The 13,402-nt window shown below is 69.1% G+C and carries 14 protein-coding genes; 5 read left to right on the forward strand and 9 right to left on the reverse strand.

Annotation, left to right across the window (positions count from 1 at the left end; all coding sequences use genetic code 11):
* Positions 1-239: 239 nt before the first annotated feature.
* From ACFOW8_RS13135 to mftA, 5 genes are all read right to left on the reverse strand, one after another.
* Entirely contained in the window at positions 240-1,595 is a 1,356-nt protein-coding gene (locus tag ACFOW8_RS13135) for a GAF domain-containing protein (RefSeq protein WP_378550605.1), read from the reverse strand.
* A 105-nt stretch (positions 1,596-1,700) separates the two neighbouring features.
* Positions 1,701-3,155, reverse strand: a complete 1,455-nt coding sequence (gene mftG, locus ACFOW8_RS13140) for a mycofactocin dehydrogenase MftG (RefSeq protein ID WP_378550607.1) — start codon at positions 3,153-3,155, stop codon at positions 1,701-1,703.
* A 7-nt stretch (positions 3,156-3,162) separates the two neighbouring features.
* Positions 3,163-4,560, reverse strand: coding sequence for a mycofactocin biosynthesis glycosyltransferase MftF (gene mftF, locus ACFOW8_RS13145; protein WP_378550609.1), 1,398 nt, complete (start codon positions 4,558-4,560; stop codon positions 3,163-3,165).
* 140 nt (positions 4,561-4,700) lie between these two features.
* Entirely contained in the window at positions 4,701-6,194 is a 1,494-nt protein-coding gene (gene mftC, locus ACFOW8_RS13150) for a mycofactocin radical SAM maturase (RefSeq protein ID WP_378550768.1), read from the reverse strand.
* A 2-nt stretch (positions 6,195-6,196) separates the two neighbouring features.
* The gene (mftA, locus tag ACFOW8_RS13155; protein WP_378550611.1) at positions 6,197-6,301 is read right to left on the reverse strand and encodes a mycofactocin precursor MftA; all 105 of its coding nucleotides are present in this window, start codon (positions 6,299-6,301) and stop codon (positions 6,197-6,199) included.
* Positions 6,302-6,502: 201 nt separating this feature from the next.
* On the opposite strand from mftA, the gene mftR2 reads away from it, so the two are divergent.
* Both mftR2 and ACFOW8_RS13165 read left to right on the forward strand, forming a co-directional pair.
* Positions 6,503-7,138, forward strand: a complete 636-nt coding sequence (mftR2, locus tag ACFOW8_RS13160; RefSeq protein ID WP_378550613.1) for a mycofactocin system transcriptional regulator MftR2 — start codon at positions 6,503-6,505, stop codon at positions 7,136-7,138.
* A gap of 37 nt (positions 7,139-7,175) precedes the next feature.
* On the forward strand, positions 7,176-8,231 hold the full coding sequence (locus ACFOW8_RS13165; RefSeq protein ID WP_378550615.1) for a 2Fe-2S iron-sulfur cluster-binding protein: 1,056 nt from the start codon (positions 7,176-7,178) through the stop codon (positions 8,229-8,231).
* A 7-nt stretch (positions 8,232-8,238) separates the two neighbouring features.
* On the opposite strand, the gene ACFOW8_RS13170 is transcribed toward ACFOW8_RS13165, so the two are convergent.
* The 4 genes from ACFOW8_RS13170 to ACFOW8_RS13185 form a co-directional block, all read right to left on the reverse strand.
* Positions 8,239-8,979 (reverse strand): DNA alkylation repair protein, encoded by a 741-nt coding sequence (locus ACFOW8_RS13170; RefSeq protein ID WP_378550617.1) that lies wholly within the window; start codon positions 8,977-8,979, stop codon positions 8,239-8,241.
* A gap of 168 nt (positions 8,980-9,147) precedes the next feature.
* On the reverse strand, positions 9,148-9,909 hold the full coding sequence (locus tag ACFOW8_RS13175) for a glutamate racemase (RefSeq protein ID WP_378550619.1): 762 nt from the start codon (positions 9,907-9,909) through the stop codon (positions 9,148-9,150).
* Between the two features lie 62 nt (positions 9,910-9,971).
* Positions 9,972-10,181 carry a hypothetical protein gene (locus tag ACFOW8_RS13180; protein ID WP_378550621.1) on the reverse strand — a complete coding sequence of 70 codons (210 nt, stop codon included), beginning with the start codon at positions 10,179-10,181 and terminating at the stop codon, positions 9,972-9,974.
* Positions 10,182-10,338: 157 nt separating this feature from the next.
* Positions 10,339-11,538 (reverse strand): NAD(P)/FAD-dependent oxidoreductase, encoded by a 1,200-nt coding sequence (locus ACFOW8_RS13185; protein ID WP_378550623.1) that lies wholly within the window; start codon positions 11,536-11,538, stop codon positions 10,339-10,341.
* Between the two features lie 320 nt (positions 11,539-11,858).
* Between ACFOW8_RS13185 and ACFOW8_RS13190 the strand changes: the two genes are divergently transcribed.
* From ACFOW8_RS13190 to ACFOW8_RS13200, 3 genes are read left to right on the forward strand one after another with little or no spacing between them, the layout of a single operon-like run.
* On the forward strand, positions 11,859-12,215 hold the full coding sequence (locus ACFOW8_RS13190; protein ID WP_378550625.1) for an SPW repeat domain-containing protein: 357 nt from the start codon (positions 11,859-11,861) through the stop codon (positions 12,213-12,215).
* The gene (locus ACFOW8_RS13195; protein ID WP_378550627.1) at positions 12,215-12,832 is read left to right on the forward strand and encodes a TetR/AcrR family transcriptional regulator; all 618 of its coding nucleotides are present in this window, start codon (positions 12,215-12,217) and stop codon (positions 12,830-12,832) included. Before ACFOW8_RS13190 ends, ACFOW8_RS13195 begins: the two co-directional genes overlap by 1 nt.
* 52 nt (positions 12,833-12,884) lie before the next feature.
* A complete protein-coding gene (locus ACFOW8_RS13200; RefSeq protein ID WP_378550629.1) occupies positions 12,885-13,271 on the forward strand; it encodes a DUF488 domain-containing protein in 387 nt (128 codons plus the stop codon).
* Positions 13,272-13,402: the final 131 nt, after the last annotated feature.

Genomic DNA, 13,402 nt, shown 5'->3' on the forward strand with positions numbered 1-13,402 from the left:
CCTCCAACATCGCGGCCGCGACGCATACCCGGCGTCTCGGCTTTGTCACTTACATCACATGGATGCCGTCCATGTGATGCAGACACTAGGCGCTCAATTAATAAAAGGGAACTTTTTCCACTAAAAAAATCGGTCGGCCGTCCAGTCTGTTCTGGGGGGATCTCCCGACCTGGGCATGCGTGTGCGCCACACCACATCGGCCACGAATGTGTGAGCTACCACACTTTCAGAACCGGAGACTATGAGCCGAAACGTTGCATCTGCGTTGCATCGGCACCGAGCCTGCGGTCGAGCACCCGGATCTTGGCCTCGATCTGCGCATACAGGGGCGAGTCACGGTCGACGGTCGCCCGGTACGCGGCCCAGGCGGCGGCATCGTCGCGGCCTTCCGGGCCCGCCGTCCACCGGCGCAGCACCGCGGGGTCGGCCGAAGCCAGCACCGCGGTCCGCAATCGGACCCGAAGTTCGTCACGGATGTCGCAAATGCCCGGCGCCGCGGAGCGCGGCAGCACCGGACCGGCGTACAACCGTAATGCGGATTCGATATCACCGGAGTCGAGCGCGGCCCGCAGCGCCTCCACATCGGTTGCGACATGCACGCACAGACGGTAAGGACGCGATCCGACGGCGGCGGCACCGACAACCGCCCGCAATCGGGACATCGCCGCCCGGATCGTGCCGTTGTCCAGATCGGTGTCGTCGAGCAGCAGGGCGAGATGATCGGCGCCGAGCCCCTCCGGATGCTCGGCGAGCAGCAGCAGGATCTCGGCATGACGTTGCGACAGCGACACCCGATCCCCCGCGACACTCAGTTGCGGCTGCCCGAGCCCGAGCACATCGAGCGCGAGACTCGCGGGTTCGGCGGCCCGGTCCGGCACCGCGGCGGTGTCCCGCCCCGCGCGCATGGCACGCAGCACCAGATCCATCTCGGCGGCTGTCGCGGCGGCTTTGACCAAGGCGAGGATCTCCGGCTTGGCCACCCGCATCCCGCCGGCAATCATCAACACACCGATCAACCGGCCGTCCGGCTCGTGTACCGGCGCCGCGGCGCCGGTGATCTGGTGCATGCGATGGAGGAAATGTTCCGGTCCGTGAATCCAGGTCGCGCGCCCGGTGCGCACCACCAGCCCGACGGCATTGGTGCCGATGCGGCGCTCACTGAGATCGTCGCCCTCGCGCAGCCCGATATCGGCGGCCGCGGCGACCTGTTCCGGGTGGCCATGCACCGAGAGCACCCGGCCGAACTGATCGGCCACCGCCACGATCAACCCGGCCCGCGCCGCGTCCTGGACCAGCAGTTTGTCGATCAACGGCATGAGCACGGCGATGGGGTGGGCATCGCGATAGCGCACCAGATCGGCGCCGCGCAGGCCACGCCCGTCGAGGACGTCCGCCGGATCGATGCCGCCGCGCACACTGCGCAACCACGACTCGAGTACGAGCGGACGCAACAGCCCGGCCAGCTGGGTCAGCTGTTCACCACCGGCGCTGAGAAAACCATGGGCCTGTGCGGCATAGGATTCCAGAGCCCCGAGCTGTGCGCCCGACTCCGTCACCTGCCGTGGGGGCCGCCCACCTGCAAGATTGCTGACCATTTGCCTTTCTTTCCCGCTACAAACTGTACCGGTGAGTTATGTGGCAGCTCGTCAGAAGTGCGGGTTTGTCCCGCAGGTCACATTGTGGTAGCGAATGTCAGTTCGTCACACCGTATGGCGGTCGGCTATCACCGCTGCCAGCATGAGCACCGTCGCCTGCGGGCCGCGGCGGATCGGCACCGGTACGACCGACAGATCGGCCACGATCAGCCCCTCGATGCCGTGCACCCGGCCACAGTCGTCGACCACGGCCCGCTCGGCACCGGCGGGTCCCATCGGGCAGGTGCCCGAGAGGTGCTGGGACGTGCCCAGGTTGGCGCGCAACCAGGCGTCGTCGATCGCGCCGGTCCGTACCCGCAGCAGCTCGGCCGCCGCGCGCGCACCGGTGCGGAGCCGTTCCCGGTCCCGTCGCTCGCGCAGATAGCCCTGGTCGATGCGCGCCGGAACCGCCGGGTCGGCCGACACCAGGGTCAGCTGCCCGCGGCCCGCCGGAGCCATCAGCGCGACACCGAGTCTGCGCAGGCCAGGACTGAACGCCGGGGTGTACGGGCGGAGTTCGAGATCGTCCCATTCCAGGACGTATTCGAGCGGCACCGTCGATCCGGTCGGCGTCGCTCCCGGATACTCGAGGCCGATCTCGGGATGATCGGTGCATCCGGCGCCGACCGGCGCGGGCAGCACCACCGGGATGCCGAGCGCGCGCAGCAGCGGCTCAGGACCTATCCCGGATCGGATCAGCAGCGCCGCCGACTCGATGGCGCCCGCGCAGACGATCACCCGATCAGCGAAGGCCGTTCCCCGTTCGCGACCGCGCTGCCATCGCACGCCGACGACCCGTGAGCCACGCAGCAGCAGCCGGGACACGGTGGTCCCGCCGGTCACCGTCAGATTGGCCCTGGCGAGTGCCGGGTACAGATGGGTGCGGGCAGGCCCCGCTCTGCGGCCGTCCGATACCGCGAGCGGCACCCGGCCGAAACCGTCATCCACCTCGGTCGCGGCCGCGCTGTTCCGGTCAGGTGCCTGCCCGCGCCGAACACCTGCCTGGTTCACCGAAACCGCGTTGAGATCGGCGATCTCGGCGAATCCCGACGCGGCGCAGGCGGTGGCGAATTCCACGCTGACCGGCGCCGGTTCGGTGGTGCGCTGGACCGGGACCGGGCCGTGCGTGCCGTGTCCCGGCGCGGTCCCGAAGTCGCGGTCGGCCTCCAGCGCAGCGAAGACCGGCAGCACCGCCTCGGCCGACCACAAGCGGCTCCCGGCCGCCGCGCTCCACTCCGCGAAATCCACGGCGGGGGGACGGACGAAGTAGCTGCCGTTGATCGCGCCCGATCCTCCGATCAGCCTGCCACGCACCAGGTTTGCCGGATACCGCCAGACCACGGCCGACTCGGGCCCGACCGGCAGGTGACCAGGATCGAGCAGCCGTGCCGGAATCGCGGCGGCCGATGCCCACACCGGCCCGGACTCGAACACCAGCACCCGGTGAACCGGGTCGGCGCTGAGCCGGGCCGCGACCACACACCCGGCCGACCCGGCACCGACGATGATGGTGTCGGTCACCAAGGGCTCAGCGCGGCGGAACCGTCGGTTTGAGCGCCTCGAAGCTGCGTGCCCTGAGCACTCCGAGCCACAGCCCACTGCCGTAGGCGATGTCGTCGATCCGCCTGTAGGCCACGTACCGCACCGGATCGAGGCCGCCCGCGTCGCGGTGGGTGAACCAGTCGGCGAGACCGTCGGCCAGCGCCATGGTGATCGCGATCTTCCTGATCCGCCGCGAGGCGAGCACCGCGAGCAGTGTCACCGGCCAATAGTCCCGGCACATCGCCGAGGCCAGCCGCCACATGCCCGCGAAATAGCCGCGAGCCAGGTACAGCGCCGCGATGCGGGTCGGGTTGTCCAGTTCCTTGAATACCCGCCGCATCCGCATCAGCGCGGTGGCCAGGGTGACGAGTCCGCCGAGCAACCCCCACTTCGACAGGGTCGCGAAGAGCAGGCTGGCCAGCACCGTCCAGGTCGGCACCGACAGCGGCGAGACCATCCCGGCGTGCCGTTCGCTCAGCGGCGCCGCACCGGTGCCGTAGAACAGTTTTCGGCCGAACCAGGCCCGGAACGCCACCCGGTGATCGTGCGCCACGCGCGCGGCGGGCTCGTAGCGCAGCCGCCAGCCCGCCCGTTCCAGCCGCCAGCACAGATCGACGTCCTCGGCCACCTGCATCGACTCGTCGAAGCCGCCCTCACCGAGCAGGGCCGCCCTGCGCGCGAGCAGCGCGGCGCTCGGCACGTACGACACCACGCCGCGCGCGTGCACGGCGGCCTCACGTCTGCCCAGGTCCAGGGAGGACCTGGTGTGCTCGTAGCGGGCCAGCGCATTGGATTCTTTGTCGAGCGCGACGATCCGCGGCGCGACCAGCGCGACCTGCGGATCGCTGAAATGCCCGAGCATCACCTCGAGCCAGCCGCTGCGCGGCACCACATCGGAGTCGAGAAACGCGACGAAGCCCGTTGTCGCCGCCCGTAATCCGGCATTGCGGGCGGCGGCGGGGCCGAGCGGGGTGTCGTGCCGCAGGACCGTCACCTGACCGCGGCCCGGCCGTGGCGGGATCCGCACCGGCTCGTCGGAGCCGTCGTCGACGACGATCACGGTGTGTCCGCGCAGGGTGGCGAGCAACCGCAACAGTCCGTCGGCGTTGTTGTGCAGCGGGATGACGACGGTGACGTCGTCGAGCGAGGGCAGCAGCCGCGGCCGCGGGTTCGCGACGCCCGAATCGAGCAGGCGGCGCGCGACGATCGCGGACTTGGTATCGGTGACCTCCAGGTACCCGTCGCCGATCAGCTCGGCGGCTTCCGGGGCGAGGCGCAGCATCCGCGCCGGCGATCCGCCGATCAGGATCCTGCCCCCGGAAAATGCGCGTACCCGTGGATCGATCCGTACCCCGAAGCCGTCGGGCAGACGATCATGGCGCATTCCTCGCATGCTATTCGCACTCGGCCCCGCAGACATCATCACCCCACAAAAAAGGAGGAAAGTCCGCCTGAAATGCCGCCGTGACCGGGATACGGACGCGTCGACAAGATCGGCAGCGCACTTTCGGCAACCGTGTTCGACTAGCCGAGCGGACTCTCGTTGCACGCCTTGGCGGGCGCCCGCTTCACCGTCAGCGGCAGCGACACCCGGCCGCGCCCGCGGACCGGCCGCGAGTGGTCGACGGCAGGCCGTGGGATCGTGCGACCCGGCATGGCCAAGGCCGCTTCGCCATAGCCCTGGACGCACTCCGGGTCGGGACCGTTGGCAGGCAGTCCGGTGAAGAACTTGGCCGCCATACAGCCGCCGCGGCAGGCGTCGTAGTGTGAGCACTTGGTGCAGGCACCACCGTCGACCGGTTCGCGCAGTTCGGCGAACAGCTCCGAGGTGGTCCACACCGCGTCGAAACCGCCGTCGGAGACGATGTTTCCGGCCTTGAACCGGTCGTGGATGGCGAACGGGCACGCATAGACGTCACCGACCGGATCGACAAGACACACCACCCGGCCCGCACCGCACATGTTCAGGCCGGGCAGTGCCGAGCCGAACGCGGACAGATGGAAGAACGAATCGCCGGTGAGCACGCCATCGCCGTTGCGGACCAGCCAGTCGTAGAGCTCGCGCTGCTGTTCGGGCAGTGGGTGCAGCTCGTCCCAGACGTCGGCGCCACGGCCGGACGGGCGCAGCCTGGTCAGTCGCAGGGTCGCGCCGTAGCGGTCGGCGATGGCCTTGAACTCGTCGAGCTGGGCGATGTTGTGCCGGGTCGCGACGACGGAGAGCTTGGCATCGGTGAAGCCCGCGTTCGCGAGGTTCTCCAGCGCCTTGATGGCGGTGGCGTAGGAGCCGGGACCGCGCACGGCGTCGTTGACCTCCGCGTCGGCGCCGTCGAGGGAGATCTGCACGTCGACATAGTCGCTGGCGGCCAGCCGGGCGGCGACCTCCTCGGTGATCCGAACACCGTTGGTGGAGAACTTGACTCCCACGTGGTGGGCGGTGGCGTAGTCGACCAGTTCCCAGAAGTCCGGGCGCACGGTCGGCTCACCGCCGCCGATGTTGACGTAGAAGATCTGCATGCGCTCGAACTCGTCGATCAGCGCCTTGCACTGCTCGGTGGTGAGCTCGTCGGGGTCGCGGCGGCCTGAGGAGGACAGGCAGTGCACGCACGACAGGTTGCACGCGTAGGTGAGTTCCCAGGTCAGGCAGATCGGCGCGGCCAGCCCCGATTCGAAGCGGTCGATCAGCCTGCCGCCGGTGGCGGTGTCGGTGGCGGCAGGCATGATCAGCGGTGCCACCTCGGTGACCGGGCCGGGCGCGGGCACGATCATGTCGGTGTCGGCCAGCTGGGCCAGCGCCTTGATGTGCGTATCGGACTCGCCGAAGCCAGTGGCCCGCAACGCCTCCCGCACCGAGGTGTGGGCAGGTAGCGACCGCACCACGTCGACCAGGTCGCGGCTCTTGAGGAACGAGAGCTTGCGAGTGCCGAAGTGATACAGCAGCGCGCCGAAGGATTCCGGTCGCAGCGAGACCCTGGGATGCAGCGCCCAGCGGGTGTCGAGATCGAGCACGCCTGCCGCCATGGTCAGTACACGCCGCACATGCCGTCGATGCTGACCTCTTCGATCAGCGTCTCGGTGACCAGGTCATCGCCGGTTTCGGCGGTCTCGCGGGTGACGTTGTCTGACATGACTTACCTCCATGGTGTTGCCGGTCACTCGCGACTTTAACGTCAGTCACTGCCATAAAAGACCGGAATCGAAAAATTCCGCTGCGCGAACTCCGGCGGCGCACAGTCGCCCCACGCTTGCCGAGCACCCCTCTAGACTTCCTGGCGAGCAGGACGGAACGGGGCCGACGTGGCCTGATGGCAGTAGAGGTGAGGCAGAGGTTGCGGAACGACGCAGGAGCGAGCGGTGCGAATTCCACCCTCTCGGAGTCCGAGATCGTCGAGGCGGCGCTGCGGGTGGTGCGCTCGGACGGTGTGGAGAAGCTCTCGATGCGACGGCTATCGCGCGAGCTCGGCGTCTCCCCCATGGCGCCCTATTACTATGTGGCCGACAAGCGTGAGCTGCTCGACCTGGTCGCCAGCGCCGCCCTGGTCGGCGTGCGCAAGCCGCCGCGGGAGTCGGGGCCGTGGCAGCAGCGGCTGCGTGATCTGATCGATCAGATCGACGATAGACTTCGCAGGCATCCCGGCCTGGGCGACATCCTGCTCGAGCAGATGCTCGGCAAGCAGCTCGACCTGATCGACGCGGTGATGGAGATCCTGTTCGACGCGGGGTTCAGCGACCGCAACGTGCTGGCCGCCTACGCGACCATCCACACCTACCTGTTCGGCCGCTCCAGAGTGAATCCGCGCGACCGTTCCGCCCCGGCGGACGTCCTGCTGCCCGAGGCGGTGGCGCGAGCCACGAAGTACATGGCCGACTTGCGCGGCAAGTACTCCTACGACTTCGGGATGGAGGTGCTGGTCGCCGGACTCGAGGCACAGCTTGCCCTGCAGCCACGTCCCGACCTAGCATGAAACTGAAACACGTTCTAGTTTTGTTCGAGAGGACGACATGACCACAGTCGAGGTTCCGCACGGTTCGCGTTCGGTGGTGCTGCGGGTCGCCGCGGTGATCGCCGAAACGACCGACACCAACTCCGTGGTCTTCGAGGTGCCCGCCGACCTCCGCGAACGCATGCAGTACGCGCCGGGCCAGTTCCTGACCCTGCGCATCCCCAGCGAGCGGACCGGCTCGGTCGCCCGCTGCTACTCGCTGGCCAGCTCGCCGTTCACCGACGATCTGCCCAAGGTGACCGTTAAGCGGACCGAGGGTGGCTACGGCTCGAACTGGCTGTGCGACAACATCCGCGCGGGCGACGAGCTGGAGGTACTTCCGCCGTCGGGCGTGTTCACTCCCAAGAGCCTCGACGAGGATCTGCTGCTGTTCGGCGCGGGCAGCGGGATCACGCCGGTGATCTCGATCCTGAAGTCGGCGCTCTCGCAGGGCGCGGGCAAGGTGGTGCTCGTCTACGCCAACCGCGATGCCGAGTCGGTGATCTTCGCCGCCGAACTGCGCGACCTGGTCGGCAAGTACCCGCAGCGGCTCACCGTCATCCACTGGCTGGAGCCGTTGCAGGGCCTGCCGACCGCCGACATGCTCGCGGGACTGGTCGCGCCCTACACCTCCTACGAGGCGTTCATGTGCGGCCCGAAGCCGTTCATGGACCTGGTACACGACGCGCTGGCCTCGCTGGACGTGCCGCGTGCCCGCACCCACGCCGAGGTGTTCAACTCCCTGGCCGGTGACCCGTTCGCCGACCACGCGCCGGTGCAGATCAGCGACGAGGAGGCGGCCGCCGCGGCCACCGTTGAGGTCGAGCTCGACGGACAGGTGCACGAGCTGTCCTGGCCGCGCAAGCAGACCCTGGTCGACATCATGCTCGACAAGGGTCTCGACGTGCCCTACTCCTGCCAGGAGGGCGAGTGCGGGTCGTGCGCCTGCACGGTGCTCGAAGGCAAGGTGGAGATGGACAACGCCGAGATCCTCGACCCCGAGGACATCGAGAACGGCTATATTCTCGGCTGCCAGGCGCGGCCGGTCACCGACCACCTCAAGATCCAGTTCTGAAACCCGGTCAGCGCATCGCGCGGTAGGCGGCGCGCTGGTCGGGGTCGAGGTGTTCGGTCGCGTAGCTCAACGCGGTGCGGCCGAGTTCGGGCGCGTGCGCGTCGAGGAAGTCGGTGAGCACCGTCGGGTCGGTGCGTTTGCCGATCTCGCGCAGCATCCAGCCGAGCGCCTTCTGGACGAGATCGCGGCGGTCGTCGAGGAGCGGCAGCGCCAGTTCCAGCGTGGTGCTCGGATCGCCCGCCTTGATGAAGGCGAACGTCGACAACAGCGCGACCCGCCGCTCCCACAGCGAATCCTGGTGCGCCAGTTCGAACAACAGCCCGCGCTCCCGGTCCAGGAGCCAAGCACCGACGACATGCTCGGCGGAGGAATCGACCAGGTCCCAGTTGTTCACCCGGCCACGGCGCACCGCGTCGAGATAGAACTCGACCATCTCGGCGCGCGCCCGATCATCCCTGGTGCGCGGTTTCGACGCGGCGGCGAAGCGGGCGTTCAGGATGAACAGCGCGGCCAGGCGTTCCTCGTGGACGGGGCCGTCGAGCAGCTCGCGGACCTGCGCGAGCGGGAGGCCGGCGAACTGCTTGGCAATCTTCCTGGTGGCGGGGACGCGGACACCGATGAACACATCGCCGTCACCGTATTCACCGGGTCCGGTCTTGAAGAAGCGCTGCAGGTGCAGCGCGTCGGCGGGGTCGGCCTTTTCGGCAAGCGCCGCCCGGACCTGCGCTGCGGTGGGTTCACCTGGCACGACAGACCTCCGATCGACGGATTACACCAGTACCGGACATTCAACACCGGCCCACCGACCAGTTCGGAGACATCCGCCACGACCCCGATAGCACGTGCCGTGATCGGCAGGCTCCGATAGACATTCGCCTGCCCGACGACCTACGCGCCGCCGGACAGAAAGCCGATGTCAGCTGCCGACGCCGACTACCCGACCCGACTCGAACGCGGCTGCGCTCGAAGGCAATTCACCCGGCACGCCGCTAAGCCGGACGGCGACCGAGCCGGTTCCCGCGGTCGGTGTGCCGAGCTCGTCCATCTTGCGGATGGTCTGCGCGGCCACGGCCTGCGCGCTGTCGAACAGGCGAACACCGTCGGGCAGCGCGGCGACGATGGCATCGATGACCAGCGGATAGTGGGTGCAGCCGAGAACGACGCCCTCGACATCGGCGGGGGTGCGCGCCACCGCGTCGGCGATCGCGTCGCTGATGGCGGGCAGGTCGCCGCGATCGATCGCGTCGGCAAGACCGTGGCAGGCGACCCCGACGACCTTCGCGTCACCGGCGAACCGGGCGATCAGGTCGGCCTGGTAGCGGCTGGCCGTGGTCGCCGCCGTCGCCCACACCGCCACCGACCGGCACTGCCCGGCGGCCGGCTTGATCGCAGGCACGGTCCCGATCACCGGCACCGAATCCCCCACCGCCGCCCGCACCTGCGCGAGCGCCGTCACGCTCGCGGTGTTGCACGGCAGCACGATCACCTCGGCACCCAGCTCCAGCGCCTGCCTCGCCGCCCCGAGCACCCGCTCGACCACCCAGTCCTCCGGTTTGGGCCCCCACGGCGCGCCATCGGGGTCGAGCTGCAGCAGCAGATCCACATCGGGACGCAATGTGCGCAACCACGCGGCCGTCGGCAACAGACCGAGACCGGAATCGATAAGCGCGACGATCACGGGGTCCACCGTATTACAGGCCGCCGAGCGGCCCGGCCCCGACCGGATCGCTCCCGGCGGGGTCAGACCAACTCGATCTCGTCGAACCCGACCGTCAGCCGGTGCCTGCGTTCCCAGAGCACGCCGCCCTCGCGGTGCGTTGTTCCCTCGGCGAACTCCAACCGCACCGTCGCACGCCCGGTATCGACCTCGCGGACGACTCCGCATACACCGCAGAACGGACCGGCGGGGAAATACACCACATCACCGGCCGAGAACTCCCTGATCCCCACGCCGCCAGCGTAATTCAGTTCCGCCGGGGCCGTCGGGTGTGCGCCCGTTCAGGGGCGGCGGGTCGACCGCCTCGCGCAGCGGCGCCGGATCACCGATGACGTGTGTCGGGTCGACCGCCTGGCCAGCGGCGCCGGGTGAGCCGTCGGCAGGCCGGGGTCAGCCCGCGGCCGCGAGCAGGTCGGCTACCGGGGTGGGGGTGGCCAGTTTGGCGCGCAGCTTCATGACCTGGCCGGTGAGGCCTGCGCCGAGGACGGCGGTGAGGATGCCGTCGCGGGAGTAGTAGACGAGGAACTTGCGGCCGTCGTCGGTGACCACGGTGACGTCGTCGGCGGGCGACGGGGTGCCCAGTGCCTGGATCTTCACGTCGTACTGGTCGCTCCAGAAGTACGGCACCCTGGCCGCGGTGGGGGCCGTGCCGCCGAGCAGGGCGGTGACCAGCAGCTTGGCCTGTTCGCCCGCGCTGGTCCAGTGTTCGACGCGCTTGCGCTCGCCGGTGTCGTGCTGCCAGGCGGCGACATCGCCGACCACCCAGACGTCGGCCGCGGAGGTGCGGCCCACCTCGTCGGCGAGCACCCCGCCACCGGCAGCGGGCTCGGCCAGTTCGATGCCGGAACCGGCCAGCCAATCGGTGACCGGCACCGACCCGACGCCGAGCACGACCACGTCGGCATCGATCTCGGTGCCGTCGGTGAGCAGCGCGCCGCGGACGTGACCGGTGTCGTCGGCGCGCAGAGTGTCGACGCCGATACCGCAGCGCAGGTCGACGCCCTCGGCGCGGTGCATCCTGGCCACCAGCTCGCCGATCCGCTCACCGAGCACCGAGGCCAGCGGGGTCGGTTGCGGTTCGACCATGCTCACCGCGATCCCGGCCGCGCGGAAGCTGGCGGCCAGCTCACAGCCGATGAAGCCGGCGCCGATGATGAGTGCCCGCGCGGTGCCGTCGAGTTCGGCGCGCAGGGTTTCGGCATCCTCATGGGCGCGCAGCACGTGCAGGCCGGCCATTTCAGGCAGGCCAGGCAGCCTGCGCGGGCGCAGACCGGTCGCGATGATCAACTGGTCGTAGGCCAGCTCGCCGCCGTCTGCCGTGCTGATGGTGTGCGCGGCGGTATCGACGCCGGTCACCGCGGTCCCCAACCGCAGTTCGATGTTCTTCTCCGCGAAGAACTCCGGCGGGCGAAGCGTGGTGTCGTCGGTCTCGCCGCGGACGAACTGCTTCGACAGCGGAGGGCGGTCATAGGGCGGACGCGACTCGTCACCGAGCAGCAGCACCCCACCTTCGTAGCCGGCTCGTCGCAGTTCCTCCGCGGTGCGCAGGCCTGCCAGACCCGCTCCGACGATCACGATGGGCGCGCTCATACCTGTGTCCTCTCGGCATGTGCGGCGCCCACCGAGCTCGCGCGAGCCATCGCCGCCGGAAGCTCACCGCCATGCTGTCTCGATTCGGCACGCCGCGTCCTGCGTGGTGCGGCGAGGTGCCGTCGCCAGGCGCCGACCGCGTGTGCCTTGTCTGTGTGTCGGGGGCCACTACAGCCCCCAGATGTTTGTACCAGTGCGGTGGGCGACCAGCGACACCCACGTCGCAACCCAACCGTGCCCGAGCTGTTGCCGACCGGGCGGTCAATCAGGAGTAGACCGAGGTCAGCAGTATTTTTCGTCTCATCGAGGAGGCATTCCCCATGTTCACCGACAGCCGTGCACAGGATTTACTCGCCGTGGTGCTCGGCGCATTCACCGCGTTGTCGCCCCTGTGGCTCACCACCAACGACAACGCCCGCTGGACGCTCATCGTGCTCGGCGTGCTGATCGCCGCGACCGGGTTGATCCAGATGGCGCGCGCGAGCATGTCCAGCGCCGATTACGCGATGGGCCTGTTCGGCGTCCTGCTGTTCATCTCGCCGTGGGCGATGGACTTCACCGCCTTCCGCGGCGCGTCCTGGACCGCCTGGGTGGTCGGCGTTGTCACCGCGGTGGTCGCGGTCGCCGCGCTGCCCGCGATGAACGAGCGTCTGCACAAGATGGTCCCGCATCACTGATGCCGGGCCGACGGGTCGGGCGCCGCTGCGCGAAACGCGATGGCGACGCCCGGCAACTCATTCTGGATGCCGCCGAGAACCTCTTCGCCGCACAGGGTTTCGACGCGACGCCGACCGCGGCCATCGCGGCCGCCGCCGACGTCCCGAAGGGTCTGGTCTTCTACTACTTCCCCACCAAGAACGCGATCCTGTCCGCGTTGATGCGCGAGCGCGTTCCCGAGCAGCCGGTGGCCGATCTGGGCGGGGTGATCACGCCTGGCGATCCGGCGGCCAGCCTCGTCAAGCTCGATTCCGCGATCAATCTGCGCGACCACCATTCCTCGGTCCTGCGCGTGATCATGTGGCGCGAGGCCGACACCCACCCCGACGTCCGGCGCAGGCTGCGGGCACTACGTGACCAGCTGCTCGACATCACCAGCAGGGTGCTCCAGGAAAGCGTGCCAGCCCCGGTGCGCCCGAGCACCCTGCACGCGTGCGCGGCCGCCTGGGTGTCGGCCATGTTCGCCATCGCAAGCAGCGACCGGCTGCACGCGCTCGACGGCCTGCCCGTCCCGTCGACCGACGACCTGTTCCCGGTGGCCCAGGTGATCGCGGCCGGGATGACCCAGCTGGGGTGACCTGCCGGTGTGGCGAATCGCTGCCCGCCCCCGGCTCTGCTGCAATACCGGGATGACCCCGGACTTCGAGGTGAAGCGGATCTACGAACCGCCTACGGCCGATGACGGCACGCGTGTGCTGGTGGACCGCCTCTGGCCACGCGGCACCAGCAAAGCCGAGGCACACATCGATCTGTGGCCGAAACAGATCACCCCGTCGACCACCCTGCGGCAGTGGCTGCACGCCGACCGTTCGGCCAGGGAACCGGAGTTCGCCGAGCGGTTCCGCGCCGAGCTGGCCGCACCCGAGGCTCAGCGTGAGCTCGACCGGCTGCGCGCTCTCGCCGGGCGGGGCCGAGTCACCCTGCTGACCGCGGTCAAGGAAGCCGACCTGCCGAATTCACACATCCCGGTGCTGCTCGACGAGCTCCGCGAACGCCACCAGAACGCCGCGGGATAGCGGCCGCGGGCGGCGCGGGGCCGGGGACGCGGCGATCCGATCCCGATTCCGTATCGTCACGCGTGCCGAGGCGGCGCCACGCTGTCTGCGCTGGTAGATCTGCACGGCGTGCAGCTGCGACGAATCATTCG

It is taken from the genome of Nocardia rhizosphaerae (assembly GCF_042650365.1).
GTDB classification, from domain to species: domain Bacteria; phylum Actinomycetota; class Actinomycetes; order Mycobacteriales; family Mycobacteriaceae; genus Nocardia; species Nocardia rhizosphaerae.

What these genes read in the sequence shown, in the direction of transcription:
- ACFOW8_RS13135 (WP_378550605.1), bottom strand. Translation starts at nt 1,595, where the DNA reads ATGGTCAGCAATCTTGCAGGTGGGCGGCCCCCACGGCAGGTGACGGAG.
- mftF (WP_378550609.1), bottom strand. Translation starts at nt 4,560, where the DNA reads ATGCGCCATGATCGTCTGCCCGACGGCTTCGGGGTACGGATCGATCCA.
- mftC (WP_378550768.1), bottom strand. Translation starts at nt 6,194, where the DNA reads ATGGCGGCAGGCGTGCTCGATCTCGACACCCGCTGGGCGCTGCATCCC.
- mftA (WP_378550611.1), bottom strand. Translation starts at nt 6,301, where the DNA reads ATGTCAGACAACGTCACCCGCGAGACCGCCGAAACCGGCGATGACCTG.
- ACFOW8_RS13165 (WP_378550615.1), top strand. Translation starts at nt 7,176, where the DNA reads ATGACCACAGTCGAGGTTCCGCACGGTTCGCGTTCGGTGGTGCTGCGG.
- ACFOW8_RS13185 (WP_378550623.1), bottom strand. Translation starts at nt 11,538, where the DNA reads ATGAGCGCGCCCATCGTGATCGTCGGAGCGGGTCTGGCAGGCCTGCGC.
- ACFOW8_RS13190 (WP_378550625.1), top strand. Translation starts at nt 11,859, where the DNA reads ATGTTCACCGACAGCCGTGCACAGGATTTACTCGCCGTGGTGCTCGGC.
- ACFOW8_RS13195 (WP_378550627.1), top strand. Translation starts at nt 12,215, where the DNA reads ATGCCGGGCCGACGGGTCGGGCGCCGCTGCGCGAAACGCGATGGCGAC.
- ACFOW8_RS13200 (WP_378550629.1), top strand. Translation starts at nt 12,885, where the DNA reads ATGACCCCGGACTTCGAGGTGAAGCGGATCTACGAACCGCCTACGGCC.